Here is a 15,227-nt window from a genome sequence, read left to right as displayed (position 1 = left end):
AGGGTTGGCGTGGCGATGCCGGTGGCGCACAGCCCGCGCTGCCCGCTATCCAATCCCCGGCCCCCGCCGATCGTAGTGGATTCCCTTGCCTGGACGATATGACGCAAACACCCATACGCTTGCTGCTGGCCGATGACCATGACCTGGTCCGCGACGGCCTTGCCGCGTTGATGGCGTCGTGTGACGACATTGAAGTGGTGGCGTCGGTGGCCGGTAGTGACACGGCCATTGCCGAAGCACTGGCGCAGGCGCCCGATGTGGCGGTGATCGACTTCCAGCTGCCGCCCGAAGACGGCGTGGCCGTGGCGCTGGCCCTTCAGGCCGCGCAGAGCCCGACGCGGGTGCTGCTGATCACCGGCAGCCAGGAGCGCGCCGATATTGAGCGCATTTTTGCCAGCCCGGCGCACGGCGCCTTGCACAAAAGTGGCGGGGCAGACGAATTGATCGCCGCCATCCGTGCGCTGGCCGAAGGCGATTTGCATTTTTCAGAATCCATTGCCGCACTGCGCCAGCCGCCGGGCATTGACGCGCTGGCCGAACTGCGAAAGCTGACCGACCGCGAGAGGCAGGTGCTGTGTTCGGTGGCGGAAGGCGCGTCCAGCAAACGCATTGCCGCCAACCTGCTGCTGCAGCGTGAAACCGTGCGTACGCACAGGCGCAACCTGATGCTGAAACTGGGCATGCACAACAGCGCCCAACTCACGGCATTTGCGATCCGGGCCGGGTTGGTCTAGCCATTCAGGCTGCAGGATGCTATCAAATAGATAGCTGTTGGCGCCGGTTTATATGAGGCTAGAGGCCGATTTGGTGCTTAAAAATGCGATGCTGAACTGCGGTTTTCGGCGCCCCACCAACGGTCTTTTGGGCATCAAAATCGGCTGCAGCCTGATACTAGTGGGCGTCAATTGCTATTATTTTTGCAGCGTCCCGGTGGTTGTGGAGCGCGCGGGTTGCCCGCCGTCCGGGAACCTCAAGCCGAGAACGCCTTGTCAGCCGCACGCACCAGTACCTGGCGCAGCCACACATGCGCGCTGCGTTGTTGCGAACGCCGGTGCCACAGGGTGTCCACGTGCACCGGTGACACGTCGAACGGCAGGGGGCGCAGCACCAGCTGGTCGGCAATGCCTGTCACCCCGACGAAATGCCGCGGCAGTACCGTGAGCAGGTTTGAGTTCGCCACGACCCGGCCGGCGGTGAAGAACTGGTTGACGGTCAGCACCACATGCCGCTCCCGGCCCAGCGAGGCGAGGGATTCGTCGACGAATCCATAGGGCCGGCCCGAAAAGCTCACCAGCATGTGCCGCGCCGCGCAGAACCTGCTCAGCGTGAAGGGCCCGGTGGCCAGCGGGTGGTCTTTGCGCATGACGCAGACATACTCGCCGTCGTACAGGCGCTGGTGAAGGAAGGGCAGGGGCTCCCCGCTCTGCGCACCGGCCGTCAGGTCGGCCAGCACCGAGGGGAAGTAGCCAACCGCCAGGTCGCACTGTTCCTCGTCCAGCAAGCGCCGCGGGTCACGCGTGGTGAGCGGAATCACGCGGATCGAGACGCCGGGGGCTTCCTGGTCCAGGGTTTCCACAAGGCCGGGGATCAATTCGGCCGCCGTGGCATCGGCCATGGCCAGCACAAAGATGGTGGTGGCTTCGCCGGGCACAAACTCGTTGGGTACCAGCGACTCCTGCAGCTGCTGCAGGGCCTCGCGGACCGCCGGCCAGATGGCCACGGCGCGCGGGGTGGGCGCCATGCCCTGGCCGCTGCGCTGCACCAGCTCGTCGCCCAGGGTTTCGCGCAGGCGGCGCAGCGCGTTGCTGACGGCCGGCTGGGTCAGGGACAGGTTCCGCGCCGCGCGGGTCAGGCTGCGCTCGGCCATCACCTCGTCGAAAACGCGGAGCAGGTTCAGGTCAAGCGTGCGGAAATTGAGGGAATTCATGATTTTTAGGTGCCCCAAGGGGCTGTGAGCTCCACATTATCACCATTGTGAATAACTTGAATCATAAAGATAAAGTTGAGTAACATCAGTGATAACCCTAATATCCTCTTACCCGCTGCAATTTGAACCCAGCGGAGTTAACCAAAGGGAAACATCATGACCAGCTTCGTCAATATCAAATACTCCACACAGCATCCCGGCGTTGTCCGTGCTGAGTCGGCCTTTGGTGCCGCACGTCAGCTGGCGCGTGCCCTCTCCGGTACCCGCGGCTTGGCCACGCTGCTGCTCTCCGCCGTTGCGGCTGCCGTCATGGTGGTGGCTTACCAGGTCATGGACAGCGTCGCCGAAGGCCACCTGCTGGTCATGTGGATCGGCTTGTGGGCTGTCGCGTTTGTTGTCCTGGCAATTTTTGCCGGCGCTGCACGCAATGCCGCCATCAGCCTCAAGGCTGGTCTGGACAGCTGGTCACGCAGCCTGGCTGAAGCCCGCGCCGACCAGCGCCTGTGGCAAGCCGCCAAGAACGATCCCCGCGTGATGGCCGACCTGCAAATGGCCCTGCTGCGTGCACAGGCTGATGTGGAAGTTGCTGCTGACGCTGCACCGTCTGCCGTTGCCACCGCTCCCGCCGGCCTGACACAACGTGCCCTCCGCCTGGGTGGCGCTGAACTGAAGGCTTACCTGACGAATGCCAAGGCCGACGCTGAAGTCGCCGCGGTAGCTGCTCCGGCCGTCGAGGCATCGGCTCCCGCTGGCCTGACACAGCGTGCCATCCGCCTCGGTGGTCCTGAACTGCGCGCTTACCATCGCTACTATATTTAAGCGCCAAACGTCCAGGCGCTGAGGCGCCGCGCCGCTCTTCACAGCGGCCGTCAACAAAAAAGCCACCGGATACGGTGGCTTTTTTTTGCCCTGGCGAAGTCACACCAGGAATGAGGTGCGCCGCAGGTCATGCGGCGCACCTCGCGCGTAGCGGTGCCGGTCAGGCGGCCAGGCGGCGCTCGATGGCGGCTTTGGTCTCCTCCAGCTCTTTCGGCAGGTGATGTTCGAGTTGCTTGAACAGTTCGGCGTGCAATTCCAGCTCTTTGTGCCAGGCGGCCTTGTCGATGCTGGTCACAGTCTTGAACTGCTCGGCGTTGAAGTCCAGGCCGGTCCAGTTCATGTCTTCGTAGCGGGGGCTGATGCCGGTGATGTGCTCCACGCCCTGGCCTTTGCCTTCGATGCGGTCGATCATCCATTTCAGGACGCGCATGTTTTCGCCATAACCGGGCCAGACGAACTTGCCGTCCTCGCCCTTGCGGAACCAGTTGGCGGTGAAGATCCTGGGCAGCTTGGCGCCCGAAGCCTCCAGTTTCTGGCCTACGTTGAGCCAGTGCTGGAAGTAGTCGGCCATGTTGTAGCCGGCAAAGGCGATCATCGCGAACGGGTCGCGGCGCACCACACCGACCTGGCCGGTGATGGCGGCGGTGGTTTCCGAGCCCATGGTGGCGGCCATGTACACGCCTTCCACCCAGTTGCGGCCTTCGGTGATCAGCGGCACGGTGTTGGAACGGCGGCCGCCGAAGATAAAGGCGTCAATCGGCACGCCGGCGGGGTCGTTCCAGGCTGGGTCCAGCGCCGGGTTGTTGGTGGCGGCCACGGTAAAGCGCGAATTGGGGTGGGCGGCCTTGGCGCCGGTTTCCCTGGCGATCTGCGGTGTCCAGTCCTTGCCCTGCCAGTCGATCAAGTGCGCAGGCAATGCCTTGCCGGGGGCGTCCTGCTCCATGCCTTCCCACCAGACGTCGCCGTCGTCGGTCAGGCCGACGTTGGTGAAGATGACGTTTTTGTCCAGGCTGCGCAGGCAGTTCGGGTTGGTCAGCATGTTGGTGCCCGGTGCCACGCCAAAGTAGCCGGCCTCCGGGTTGATCGCGTAGAGGCGGCCGTCCGCACCAGGCTTGATCCAGGCGATGTCGTCGCCGATGGTGGTGACTTTCCAGCCTTCAAACCCTGCCGGCGGCACCAGCATCGAGAAATTGGTCTTGCCGCAGGCCGACGGAAACGCCGCCGCGACGTGGTACTTCTTGCCTTCAGGCGAGGTCACGCCGAGGATCAGCATGTGTTCGGCCAGCCAGCCCGGGTTGCCGGAGCCGTCCTGCGACGCCGCACGGCCCATGTTGGAGGCGATGCGCAGCGCGAAGCATTTCTTGCCCAGCAGCGCATTGCCGCCGTAGCCGGAGCCATAGGACCAGATCTCGCGCGTCTCAGGGTAGTGCACGATGTACTTGGTCTTGTTGCAAGGCCATTTCACGTCTTTCTGGCCTTCGGCCAGCGGTGCGCCCACGGTATGCACGCAGGGCACGAATTCTCCGCTGACGCCCAGCACGTCAAACACGGCCTTGCCCATGCGGGTCATGATCTTCATGTTGACGGCTACGTAAGGGCTGTCAGACAGTTCGATACCGATGTGCGCGATCGGTGAGCCGAGCGGGCCCATGCTGAAAGGCACCACATACATGGTGCGGCCCTTCATGCAGCCGTCAAACAGGGGCTGCAGTGTGCTGCGCATCTCTGCGGGCGCCATCCAGTTGTTGGTCGGGCCGGCGTCTTCCTTTTTGGCCGAGCAGATGAAGGTGCGGTCTTCCACACGTGCCACATCGGTCGGGTCGGAGCAGGCCAGGAAGCTGTTCGGGCGCTTGGCTTCGTTGAGCTTTTTGAAGGTGCCGGCGTCGACCAGCTGCTGGCACAGGCGCTGGTATTCGTCATCGCTGCCGTCACACCAGTAAATGTTGTCGGGCTTGCACAAGGCCACCATGTCGGCAACCCAGGCAATCAGTTTGGCATTCTTGACGTAGGGGGGCGTGTTGAGGTTAAGCCCTTGCATCGCGGGGTGGTTCATCGAAAAACTCCAAAGTTAAAAACCGTTATTTCGGGAAACGTCGCGCGGCAACCCGGGCGGTTGTGCTACTCAGACGTTTGCCGGAATAAGGCTTGGAAGCATCTTGCGCAACAAAAAAGTCCCGGTCGGTGGGCGGGGCCGCAGGCTACAAAAGGGCTGCGGCGCATTGAAAAAAACAGCAGCGCAGGCCTGCTTTTCCATCTTCCGCGGGTCGTCCGGTCAATTCATTTTAAGAAGATCGGTGCGAGTTACCTGTAAGTTACAGGCAAAAGTTATGCATAACCGGCATGAGGTTATGCATAAACTGCGCCTGGGTTCCGGCAGTCATGACATCGGGGTGAGGAATGCCCGTGCGGCCGTTTTGGCCTGGAGCTTCAGGCCGGTTCTTCCTGTGAACAGGCTGAAATGGGTCGGAGGAGGGTTGAGAACAGGGATTGAAAAGAGGAGGCGCGCAGCCGGAAACAAAAAAGTCCGCAAGAGCGGACTTTTGGGGGTGAAAGCGGGAGCGTTCAGGCCATATAGATGGCGATAAAAGCCAGCAGGAACATCAACACGCCGCCAACCACGGGCAAAACGATAGGGATCAATGGAACGATCGCTTCAACAGCATCCTGTTCCTGGGCAGGCGTGGCGGTGTCGTGGGCTGCGTTGGTGGTGTGGCTGGCTGGACTGGACATGGAGTGGTTCCTGAAATGCTGGGGAGTCTTGGCGAGATTTTACCTTCATGAAGATGGTTACATGAAGACCCTGGGGGACAAAGATGGCCGGCGCCTGCTTGAGGTACTCTTTGTCATGCTAATTTGTGGAAGGAATGCATGAAATCCCCAGTCCATTTCCTGTCTCAGCGGCAGTCCCGTTTTCTTTCAGCCGGCGTTGTTGTGTTGTCCGCCCTGACCCTGCTGTCGGCCTGCGCGTCCGGCGGCCCCAGCAGCGCCTCGGCCCGACCGGTGCTGTATCCCAACGCCACGCTTAACCGGGTGGGCGATGCGCAAGGCCAGGCCGAAGCCAACGCCTGCATGTCCCGGGCCTCGGCTGCCGGGCTCACTCCGTCGCAAAGCACCAATGAAGTGGGCCGGCGTGCCGGTGAGGGGGCCGCTACTGCGGGTGTGGCCTCGGCTGTGGGCGCGTTGATCACCGGGCGCGGGAGCGAAGGCGTGCTGCGTGCCGGCGCGGCAGGGGCTGCCGTGGGCGGCTCGGCAGGCGCGGTGTCGGGTGCATTCCACAACGACCGGCCCAACAGCACGTACCGCAGTTTTGTTCAGCGCTGCCTGGGCGAAAAGGGCTTTGAGGTGATTGGCTGGAACTGAAGCCGGGCTGGGCCCCGCCGGGGCTCAATCAGTGCTGCTCGGAAGCTTCAAACCCTGCCGCGTTCAGTGCAGCCAGCACCTGCTGGATGTGGTCACGGCCACGCGTCTGGATGACCAGCTCGATTTCCACGTTCTGGGCTGACAGCATGGTGAATGCGCGCTGGTGATGTACCTCGTCGATATTGGCTCCGGCGTCGGCCACGGTGGCGGTGATCTTGGCCAATGAGCCGGGGATGTCCCGCACACTGACCTTGATGCGTGCCAGGCGCCCGGCGCGCACCATGCCGCGTTCGATGATGGCCGCGAGCAGAAGCGGGTCGATATTGCCGCCGCACAGCACCAGGCCTATTTTCTTGCCCGCAAAACGTTCCGGATATTTCAGAAGCGCCGCCAGGCCGGCAGCCCCCGCGCCTTCTACCAGGGTCTTCTCAATTTCCAGCAGCATCACCATGGCCTGCTCGATATCACCCTCTTCCACCAGCACGAGGTCGTCCACCAGCTTGGCGATGATGGCCTGAGGGATGAGGCCGGGTGTTCCCACCGCAATACCTTCGGCAATGGTGCTGGTGCCTTGGGGGTGCTGGGTGCCCTTGATGGCATTGACCATGCCGGGAAAGCGAGAGGTCTGCACGCCGACGATTTCAATGCCGGGCTTGATGGCCTTGGCAGCCGTGGCCATGCCGGCAATCAGGCCGCCGCCCCCTACGGCGATAACCAGTGCATCCAGGTCGGGCTGCGTCTTCAGCATTTCGAGTCCCACCGTGCCCTGGCCCGCGACGATGGCTTCATCATCGTAAGGGTGCACAAAAACCAGGCTTTCCCGCTCGGCGAGCGTCAGTGCGTGGGTGCGGGACTCGTCCAGCGTATCGCCGTGCAGCACCACTTCCGCACCGAAACCCCTGGTGCGCTCGATCTTCACGCCGGGCGTAAAGCGCGGCATCACAATCACCGCCCGCAAGCCCAGTCGCTGCGCATGGTAGGCCACACCCTGTGCGTGATTACCCGCACTCATCGCGATCACCCCGCGCCGCCGCTCGTCGGCGGAGAGTTGAGCCAACTTGTTACAGGCGCCACGCTCCTTGAAGGATGCCGTGTATTGCAGGTTCTCGAACTTCAGGTAAATCTGCGCCCCCGTGAGCTGCGAGAGCGTCTTGGACTCCACGCAGGGCGTATCGAGCAGGTGGCCCTGCAGGCGCTGGGCGGCTTGTTCTATATCTTGGAGACTGAGCATGGGATTCCTCTGCGGGCTATGGTGAGATTGTGCGGGATCATCTTTCCCACATCTTCGCAGGAGTTTCTGTGGCGCATTTCACACGTGGGGGTACAAGTAGCGTCTTCCATGATGCTTCAAGCTGCGTTATGGTGGAGTCTCATTGAACCAGGCCGCATCTGCGGTGCTCACAATCAGTGAGGCGACGGTCTTGAAACAGGTATCTCACAGGCAGGTCTACCAACCGTGTAGTTGCAAAGCGAGGTTTGTCCATGAGCAAGCGTTCCGTTAGCGAGCAGCAGTGGCTGCTGTCCCCCGGGCTGAAAGAGGCGCCGGTGCTGGACCTGATGTGCTCGCATTTCGTGCTGACGCTGGCGGCAAGGCAGGGCGCCAAGTTCAATGTGCGTCGCGACCTCAACAGCCTGCTCTCGCTTTCCGGCCGCCATCTTGTCTGGCCCCTGCCGGCAGTGCAGCGGCTGCGCGAGTTCCTTGGCCGGCGCTGCAAGGACAACGAATTCTGGCGCGGCCACGAAAGCCTGACCGATGCCGAGTTCATGGCCCGCCACGGCGCCTGGCGCGGCCCTTATGAAGAGGGCACCCTGTTCTTCTACCTGGACGAACACGCGAAGGACCAGCCCAAGGATCTCCTTTCAGTCCTGGCCGCCACCGGCGAATGGCTGACGCATGCGCTCAAGAAACAATCCACGCTGGTAGAGAAAAACATCGATGCGCTGGCCAACCTGCTGCAACTGAACCGGGCCGAACGTGCGCTGCTGCTTTACGGAACCCTGGCGCGTTACCAGCGCGACCTGCGTTCGCTGCTGGTCGAGTTCAAGGTCAGCAATGCCCCCGAGGCCTATGCCGCTATCGCTGACGTAGCCGGTGTCAAGGCACCCGAAGTCGCCGAGGCGCTGCGCGCCGGCTCGCGGCTGGAGCGCATCGGCATGGTTGAAAACCTGATCTCCGAGCACAACATCACTGACCTTGCCGACCTGATGAAAGTCAGCGAGAAACTGCCGCCTGTGCTGATGCGCGAATACCGTGACCAGAATGAACTGATGGCGGTGTTTACACGTCCGGCCGCGCACAGCAGCCTGGGTCTGGCCGACTTCGCCTTCGTGCAGGAGGACGCCCAGGTGCTTGTGTCGCTGCTGCGCAATGCGGTGGCCGGCAAGGAGCAGGGTGTCAATGTGTTGCTGTACGGGCCACCGGGCACCGGCAAGACCGAGCTGGCCAAGGTGGTGGCGCAGGCCGCCGGCCTGGACCTGTTCGAAGTCGAATACGCCGACCGCGACGGCAATTCGCTGAGTGGCCGCGACCGCTACCGTTCGCTTCAGATCGCTCAGGTCTTTCTGAAAGGCAGCACGCATTCGGCTTTGTTGTTTGACGAAGTCGAAGACGTGTTTCCCCCGATTTCCAGTGAAGCCGCGCAACTCATGGCGCGCTCCGAGCAGTTGCCGGTACCTGCCAGCGGGTCGGTGAGCGGCAAGGCCTGGGTCAACCAGATTCTTGAATCCAATACCGTGCCCACGCTCTGGGTCACCAACCGCATCGAGCAGATTGACCCCGCCTTCCGCCGGCGCTTTGCCTACCACCTGGAACTCAGGTCACCGCCACCGGGTGCCCGCGAAGGCCTGGTGCGCAAGACCCTGGAAGGTGTTCAGGTCAGCGATGCCTTTGTGGCCAAGCTGACAGCCCGCAAGGGCTTAACGCCTGCGCAGATACGCACGGCTGTCCGGTTTGCCCGGCTGGCCAGCGCGCCAGACGATGCAGTGGACGTGCAGGTGGACGCAGACGGCATGCAGGCCATCCTGTCCGGCGGGAGGCCATTGCTGATGGAGTCATTGATTGAGCGCCAGCTCAAGAATGCGGACGTGGCGCTTGGCAACAGGGCGGAAGCTTCCGGCCGGCGCAACGCGACCACCTATGACCTTTCCATGCTCAACGTCGAATCCCGATTCGAGGTGCCGCGCATCGTCGAGGCGCTGAAAAGCCGAAGCCACGGCAGCCTGTGCTTCTACGGCCCGCCGGGCACCGGCAAAACCGCGCTGGCCGAACACATCGCGAAGGCGCTGGATCTGCCGCTCATCATCAAACAGGCCAGCGACCTGATGAGCAAGTATGTCGGCGAGACCGAACAGAACATGGCGGCGATGTTCCGCGAAGCCGAGGCGGAAAAGGCCGTGCTCCTGCTGGACGAGGCGGACAGTTTCCTGCAGGACAGGCGTGGCGCCCAACGGACCTACGAGGTGACCGAAGTCAACGAAATGCTGCAGGGCATGGAGCGCCATGCGGGCATCTTCATTTGCACCACCAACCTGCTCGAAAGCCTGGACCAGGCGGCGCTGCGGCGTTTCACTTTCAAGATCAGGTTCATGCCGCTGACGGCGTTGCAGAGAGAGAAAATGTTTGTCACCGAGGCACTCGGAGGTGACGCCGGCCGGCTCACGGCGCCGTTGCGTGAAAGGCTGATGAAACTCACGCAGCTATGCCCGGGCGATTTTGCGGCCGTGAAGCGGCAAGTCGATATTCTTGCGGCGGAATTTTCCAGCGAGGAGTTCCTGGCCCAACTGGAGGCCGAACACCGGATCAAGCCCGAGGTGCGGGAAGCGCGCTCTATGGGGTTTATGCAATAGGCACTACCGTATTTGATGCGCAGGATGATTGCTATCAAAAAGATAGCTGCTTGCGCCCGTATTTATCGGCCTACGGTCTGATTTCTATACGCACGCCAGGTTGGCTTCGTTTTTGCGCCGCACGTCTTCGCTGACCTTCAGCTGCGCCTGCCGCACGATACGGCCGCCTTCAATCCACAGCAACTGCCCGGGCTGCAGCTGCTGCCAGTTTTCGTTGAGCGTCAAAGGCTGGGTGGCGACAACACACAGCCGGTCTTCCTGGGCATTGGTCTGCGCAAAGTCGATGCTCAGGTCGGCATCCACGAGCTTGGCGTTGGAGAACGGCCATTCCCGGACCAGGTAGTACAGCCGCGTGGAGCAGTGTGCAAACAGGGCCTGGCCGTTGGACAGCAAGTAGTTGAACACGCCGAACTCACCCGTGCCCTCGCTCATGCTGCAAAGGGTTTCAAACACCGTGTTGACTGAACACGGCTCACGCGGACTGATGGTCTTGAGTCTTTCCATCAGCGCGCAAAAAGCGCGCTCGCTGTCGGTAGTGCCAACCGGCTGGTAGTTGCCGCCGAGGTCAGGGAAATAATTGATCAGGTCCCCGTTATGGGCAAACAGCCAGTGGCGTCCCCAGAGCTCGCGGGTGAACGGGTGGCAGTTTTCCAGGCGGTGTGCATCGCCCTGGGTTGCCTTGCGGATATGGGACACCACATTGCAGGACTTGATGGCGTAGCTTTTGAGCAGCTCGGCCACGGGCGAGGTGGCGGCGGGCTGGCTGTCCATAAAAATCCGGCAGGCCTTGTCTTCAAAAAACCCGATGCCAAAGCCGTCACCGTGGTGGTCCGTCAGGCCACCGCGGGCGGCGAAGCCGGTGAAAGAGAAACGAAGGTCAGCTGGCTTGGCCGCATTCATCCCGAGGAGCTGGCACATCCTGCTAGTGCCCCAGAATCTTGGACAGGAAATCTTTCGCCCGGTCGGTCTGCGGGTGGTTGAAGAAATCTGTCGGCGTGTTCTGCTCAACGATCTGGCCCTGGTCCATGAAGATCACGCGGTCGGCGGCCGCTTTGGCAAAGCCCATTTCGTGCGTCACGCACAGCATGGTCATGCCCTGCTCGGCGAGGGAGATCATCACGTCAAGCACCTCCTTGATCATTTCAGGATCGAGCGCGGAGGTCGGCTCGTCAAACAGCATGATTTTCGGCGTGAGGCACAGCGCACGCGCAATGGCTACGCGCTGCTGCTGGCCGCCTGACAACTGCAGGGGGTATTTTTGTGCCTGTTCCGCAATGCGCACACGCTCAAGCTGATGCATGGCGCGTTCCGTGGCCTCTTTTTTGGAAAGGCCCGCCACCCAGGTCGGCGACAGGGTCAGGTTTTCGAGCACGGTCAGGTGAGGGAAGAGGTTGAACTGCTGGAACACCATGCCGACCTGCCGGCGCACAGCGTCGATGGCCTTGATGTCGTCACCCAGCACTGAGCCGGCCACGGTGAGCGTGCCTTCCTGGTAGTCTTCCAGCGCGTTGATGCAGCGGATCATCGTGGATTTGCCGGAGCCGGATGGCCCACAAATCACGAGGCGCTCGCCCTGACGCACATCCAGCTGCAGGTCGCGCAGCACATGGAAATTGTTGCCATACCATTTGTTGACTTTGTCAAAGCGGATGATGGGCTCACTCATAGGGGTCCTTGTTTTTTTCAACGGGCCTTGCCCACAGCCAGCCGCCGCTCTATCCAGAGGCTGTAGCGGGACATGGCGAAGCAGCAGGTAAAGTAAATTGCAGCGATAAAGAGGTAGGCTTCAATCTTGAACGGCCGCCAGTTCGGGTCAGATCCGACAGCCAGCGACAACGCACCCGTCAACTCATAAAGAGAAACGATGGTCACCAGGGAGGTGTCCTTGAACAGCGAGATGAAGTTGTTCATGATGCTGGGCACCACCGTACCCAATGCCTGCGGCAGCACGATCTTGATCTGCGTCTGCCAATAGCCCAGGCCAAGGCTGGCGGCTGCCTCGGTCTGGCCTTTCGAGAGGGACTGCAAACCGCCCCGGACAATCTCTGCCATGTACGCCGCTGCAAACAGGGTGATGCCGACGATCACGCGGATCAGCACGTCGGGTGACTTGCCGATAGGCATGAACAGCGGAAACATGAAGCTCGCCATGAACAGGACCGAGATCAGCGGTACGCCGCGAATCAGTTCGACGTAAATGACGCAGAGGGTCTTGATGGCGGGCATGTTGGAGCGACGCCCCAGCGCCACCGCCACCGCAATCGGAAAGGCGATCGTCATCGAAATCACCGTGAGCATGACGGTCAGCGGCAGGCCGCCCCACTGGTCGGTCGATACCTTGGAAAGGCCGAGTACGCCACCGCCCATGAGGGTGAAAAACGCCGTCAGGACGACCAGCCAGATCAATCCCAGCCAGGGTTTCCAGAACCAGCGGCTGCAGCTTGCGACCACCAGGCCCAGCAGCAGGAAGGTCGCCAGTTCCGGCCGCCAGTGCTCTGCCAAGGGGTAGCGGCCCAGCAGGATGATGCGGGCCTTTTCGTTGATCACGCCCCAGCAGGCGCCTATGCCACGCGCTGCCTGGCAGGCATCCGCGTCGGCGGCGGTGACGGCATTGAATACTGCCCATCGCAGGGCCGAGGAAGCCGCCCACAGCAACAGGGCGATGACCCCGACCGACACCAGCGTATTGCCGATGCTGGAAAACAGGTTGTTGCGCAGCCAGGGGCCCAGGCCCTCCATCTTGATGGGAGCCGGCCGGGGCGGGACGGGAACAAAAGTCTGGTTCATGTCAGCGCTCCTTGATCGCGGCCCGGCTGTTGAACCAGTTCATCAGCGCCGAGGTGGCCAGCGACGTGGTGAGGTAGATCAACATGATGATGGCAATGCATTCGACCGCGCGGCCGGTCTGGTTGAGCGATGTGTTGGCAATCGACACAAGGTCGGGGTAACCCACGGCAACGGCCAGGGATGAGTTTTTGGTGAGGTTGAGGTACTGGTTGGTCAGCGGCGGGATGATGACCCGCAGCGCCTGTGGCAGCACCACGAGGCGCATGGAATGGCCGCGTGAGAGCCCCAGCGACGCGCTGGCCTCATGCTGGCCCAAAGACACCGAGGCAATGCCGGCGCGAACGACTTCCGCCACAAAGGCCGAGGTGTAAAGCACCAGCCCAAGCAGCACTGCCAGGTATTCCGGCGACAGCGCGCCGCCGCCTTCCACCTGGGTTTCCGTCAGCTTCGGCAGGTTCCATTCGGAAGGCGCGCCACCGGCCAGCCAGCCCAGCAATGCGCCGGCAGCGATCAACGCCAGCACTACCCAGAGCACAGGGCGTGCATGGCCGGTCTGGTCAAAGTGGCGGCGTGCCCGGCGGGCATACACAAAACCCGCCACGCCGCCGACCGCCACGCCGAAAAGAGCCAGCGTCTGCCCGAGGTGCCAGACCGGAAAGGGGTAAGACAGGCCGTTTTTGCTGATGTACACCAGATTGCCGATATGCAGGGCCTCGTCAATGGCCGGAAGATATTCGGTGAAGAGCAAGTACCACATCAACAGCTGGAGCAGCACGGGGATGTTCCGGAACAGCTCCACATAGCCATAGCAGAGGCCGCGAATCAGTGCATTGCGGGAAAAGCGCCCCACACCGAGCAATGTACCCAGCACGGAGGTGAGCACAATGCCCACCACGGCCACGCGCAGGGTGTTCACCAGCCCCACGAGGAAAGCCTTCCAGTAGGGATCGATGGAGTCGTAGTTCAGCCAGCCTTCGCCAATGTCAAAGCCGGCGGGCTGAAGCAGGAAATCAAAACCGCTCTGAATGCCGCGCGTCCTCATGTTGCTCATGGTGTTGCTCACGAGCAGCCAGATAAGGAAGACGATCAGGCTGACGGCCAGGATCTGGTAAACAACGGCGCGTGCCTGCTTGCTGCGCCAGGAAAAAACTCTGCGCCGCAGAGCCGGCGCCGGCCGCGCGGGGATCAGGGAATGCTCGGACATAAGGCGGTTACCCAAGTAAAACGGGCCGCTCGTCAACGAAGGGTTGCGAGCGGCCCGTTGCGTTCAGCGCATCGGAATCAGGCGATCAGCGCACTGGCATGGCGTACATCTGGCCGCCTTTGTTCCACTGGTTGTTCTGGCCGCGGGGCAGCGCCAATGGCGTTTTGGGGCCGACATTGCGCTCGAAGATCTCGCCGTAGTTGCCAACCGCCTTGACGGCGCGAACCAGCCACTCCTTGTCCAGGCCGAGCAGCTTCCCGGTGTCCTCGCCGCTACCGGTGAGGCGCATGACCACGGGGTCCTTGCTTTCCTTGGTCATGGCGTCGACGTTGGCTTGGGTCACGCCGTATTCTTCGGCTTCGACGAGGCCGTAGACCACCCACTTGACTATGGCGAACCATTCGTCGTCACCGCGGCGCACCATGGGGCCCAACGGCTCCTTGGAGATCAGCTCGGGCAGGATCAGGTGGTCGGCGGGAACTTTGGCTTCCTTGTTGCGCACGGAGGCCAAGCCCGATGCGTCGGTCGTGTAAGCCTGGCAGCGGCCCGAGAAATAGGCGGCGTTGACGGCCTCCTGCTTCTCAAACACCACGGGTTTCATGTTCAGGTTGTTGGCCTTGGAGAAGTCGGTCAGGTTTTTCTCGGTCGTGGTGCCGGACTGCACGCAGACCGTGGCGTTCTTCAGCGACTTGGCGCTTTTGACCTTGCTTTTCACGGGGACCATGAAGCCCTGGCCGTCATAGTAGGTCACCGCGGTCATGTGCAGGCCGAGTGAGGCATCGCGCGTCAGCGAGAACGTGGTGTTGCGTGACAGGACGTCAACTTCGCCGGACTGCAGGGCGGTAAAACGCTGCTGGGCATTCAGGGGAACCCACTTGATCTTGCTGGCGTCACCCAGCACGCTGGCAGCGACGGCTTTGCAGACGTCCACGTCGAGCCCGGTCCAGGCGCCGTTGCTGTCGGCAGATGAAAAACCCGCCAGCCCGACGTTCACGCCGCAGATAACCTGACCCCGCGCCTTGATGGCATCCAGTGTTTTGCCGGCGTGGGCAGGGGCCATGGCCGCAACAGTGAGGCCGGCCGCTGCAAGGGCGATAAATCCATGTTTTTTGACGAGTTTGATCACGGGGAATCTCCAGTAATAAGAAGGCAAACATCAGCACAAACCATGCCAATGGGCGGATGCTAGCCGAACTATTGCGGACCCCTCTCAGGGCAAGCCCTTACGGGATGAGGCAAAACCGCAGCGAAAGACGCATAACCTTATGCAGGCAACACCCCGGC

The 15,227-nt window shown here is 62.0% G+C and carries 13 protein-coding genes; 4 read left to right on the top strand and 9 right to left on the bottom strand.

Features of this window, described 5'->3' with window-relative positions; translation table 11 throughout:
* Positions 1–98: 98 nt before the first annotated feature.
* Positions 99–734, top strand: coding sequence for a response regulator transcription factor (locus ACQ4MS_RS08705; RefSeq protein ID WP_431099052.1), 636 nt, complete (start codon positions 99–101; stop codon positions 732–734).
* Positions 735–970: 236 nt separating this feature from the next.
* Here the strand turns inward: ACQ4MS_RS08705 and ACQ4MS_RS08700 are convergent, their stop codons facing one another.
* Positions 971–1,927, bottom strand: a complete 957-nt coding sequence (locus tag ACQ4MS_RS08700; RefSeq protein WP_431099051.1) for a LysR family transcriptional regulator — start codon at positions 1,925–1,927, stop codon at positions 971–973.
* 156 nt (positions 1,928–2,083) lie between these two features.
* On the opposite strand from ACQ4MS_RS08700, the gene ACQ4MS_RS08695 reads away from it, so the two are divergent.
* Entirely contained in the window at positions 2,084–2,746 is a 663-nt protein-coding gene (locus ACQ4MS_RS08695; protein WP_431099050.1) for a hypothetical protein, read from the top strand.
* 160 nt (positions 2,747–2,906) lie between these two features.
* Here the strand turns inward: ACQ4MS_RS08695 and ACQ4MS_RS08690 are convergent, their stop codons facing one another.
* Both ACQ4MS_RS08690 and ACQ4MS_RS08685 read right to left on the bottom strand, forming a co-directional pair.
* Positions 2,907–4,799 (bottom strand): phosphoenolpyruvate carboxykinase (GTP), encoded by a 1,893-nt coding sequence (locus ACQ4MS_RS08690; RefSeq protein WP_431099049.1) that lies wholly within the window; start codon positions 4,797–4,799, stop codon positions 2,907–2,909.
* Positions 4,800–5,308: 509 nt separating this feature from the next.
* The gene (locus tag ACQ4MS_RS08685) at positions 5,309–5,476 is read right to left on the bottom strand and encodes a hypothetical protein (RefSeq protein WP_431099048.1); all 168 of its coding nucleotides are present in this window, start codon (positions 5,474–5,476) and stop codon (positions 5,309–5,311) included.
* A gap of 138 nt (positions 5,477–5,614) precedes the next feature.
* Between ACQ4MS_RS08685 and ACQ4MS_RS08680 the strand changes: the two genes are divergently transcribed.
* Positions 5,615–6,106: a glycine zipper family protein gene (locus ACQ4MS_RS08680; RefSeq protein WP_431099047.1), complete on the top strand. Its 492-nt coding sequence runs from the start codon at positions 5,615–5,617 to the stop codon at positions 6,104–6,106.
* A 28-nt stretch (positions 6,107–6,134) separates the two neighbouring features.
* On the opposite strand, the gene ACQ4MS_RS08675 is transcribed toward ACQ4MS_RS08680, so the two are convergent.
* Positions 6,135–7,337: a threonine ammonia-lyase gene (locus ACQ4MS_RS08675; RefSeq protein ID WP_431099046.1), complete on the bottom strand. Its 1,203-nt coding sequence runs from the start codon at positions 7,335–7,337 to the stop codon at positions 6,135–6,137.
* Between the two features lie 251 nt (positions 7,338–7,588).
* Between ACQ4MS_RS08675 and ACQ4MS_RS08670 the strand changes: the two genes are divergently transcribed.
* Positions 7,589–9,952 (top strand): ATP-binding protein, encoded by a 2,364-nt coding sequence (locus ACQ4MS_RS08670; RefSeq protein WP_431099045.1) that lies wholly within the window; start codon positions 7,589–7,591, stop codon positions 9,950–9,952.
* An 84-nt stretch (positions 9,953–10,036) separates the two neighbouring features.
* Here ACQ4MS_RS08670 and ACQ4MS_RS08665 read toward each other — a convergent pair whose 3' ends face one another.
* The 5 genes from ACQ4MS_RS08665 to ACQ4MS_RS08645 all read right to left on the bottom strand — a co-directional run bounded on the left by ACQ4MS_RS08665 (position 10,037) and on the right by ACQ4MS_RS08645 (position 15,003).
* Positions 10,037–10,870 carry a class II glutamine amidotransferase gene (locus ACQ4MS_RS08665; protein WP_431099044.1) on the bottom strand — a complete coding sequence of 278 codons (834 nt, stop codon included), beginning with the start codon at positions 10,868–10,870 and terminating at the stop codon, positions 10,037–10,039.
* A gap of 4 nt (positions 10,871–10,874) precedes the next feature.
* Positions 10,875–11,618: an amino acid ABC transporter ATP-binding protein gene (locus ACQ4MS_RS08660; protein WP_431099043.1), complete on the bottom strand. Its 744-nt coding sequence runs from the start codon at positions 11,616–11,618 to the stop codon at positions 10,875–10,877.
* A gap of 17 nt (positions 11,619–11,635) precedes the next feature.
* Positions 11,636–12,739, bottom strand: coding sequence for an amino acid ABC transporter permease (locus ACQ4MS_RS08655; RefSeq protein ID WP_431099042.1), 1,104 nt, complete (start codon positions 12,737–12,739; stop codon positions 11,636–11,638).
* 1 nt (position 12,740) lies between these two features.
* On the bottom strand, positions 12,741–13,943 hold the full coding sequence (locus ACQ4MS_RS08650; protein WP_431099041.1) for an amino acid ABC transporter permease: 1,203 nt from the start codon (positions 13,941–13,943) through the stop codon (positions 12,741–12,743).
* An 85-nt stretch (positions 13,944–14,028) separates the two neighbouring features.
* Positions 14,029–15,003, bottom strand: coding sequence for an amino acid ABC transporter substrate-binding protein (locus ACQ4MS_RS08645; RefSeq protein WP_431099559.1), 975 nt, complete (start codon positions 15,001–15,003; stop codon positions 14,029–14,031).
* Positions 15,004–15,227 lie beyond the last annotated feature (224 nt).

This window comes from Polaromonas aquatica (genome assembly GCF_050626995.1).
Classification (GTDB): Bacteria; Pseudomonadota; Gammaproteobacteria; order Burkholderiales; family Burkholderiaceae_C; genus Polaromonas; species Polaromonas aquatica_A.
The sequence above is the reverse complement of the archived record's forward strand: the minus strand, read 5'-3'. Positions and strand labels throughout refer to the sequence as shown.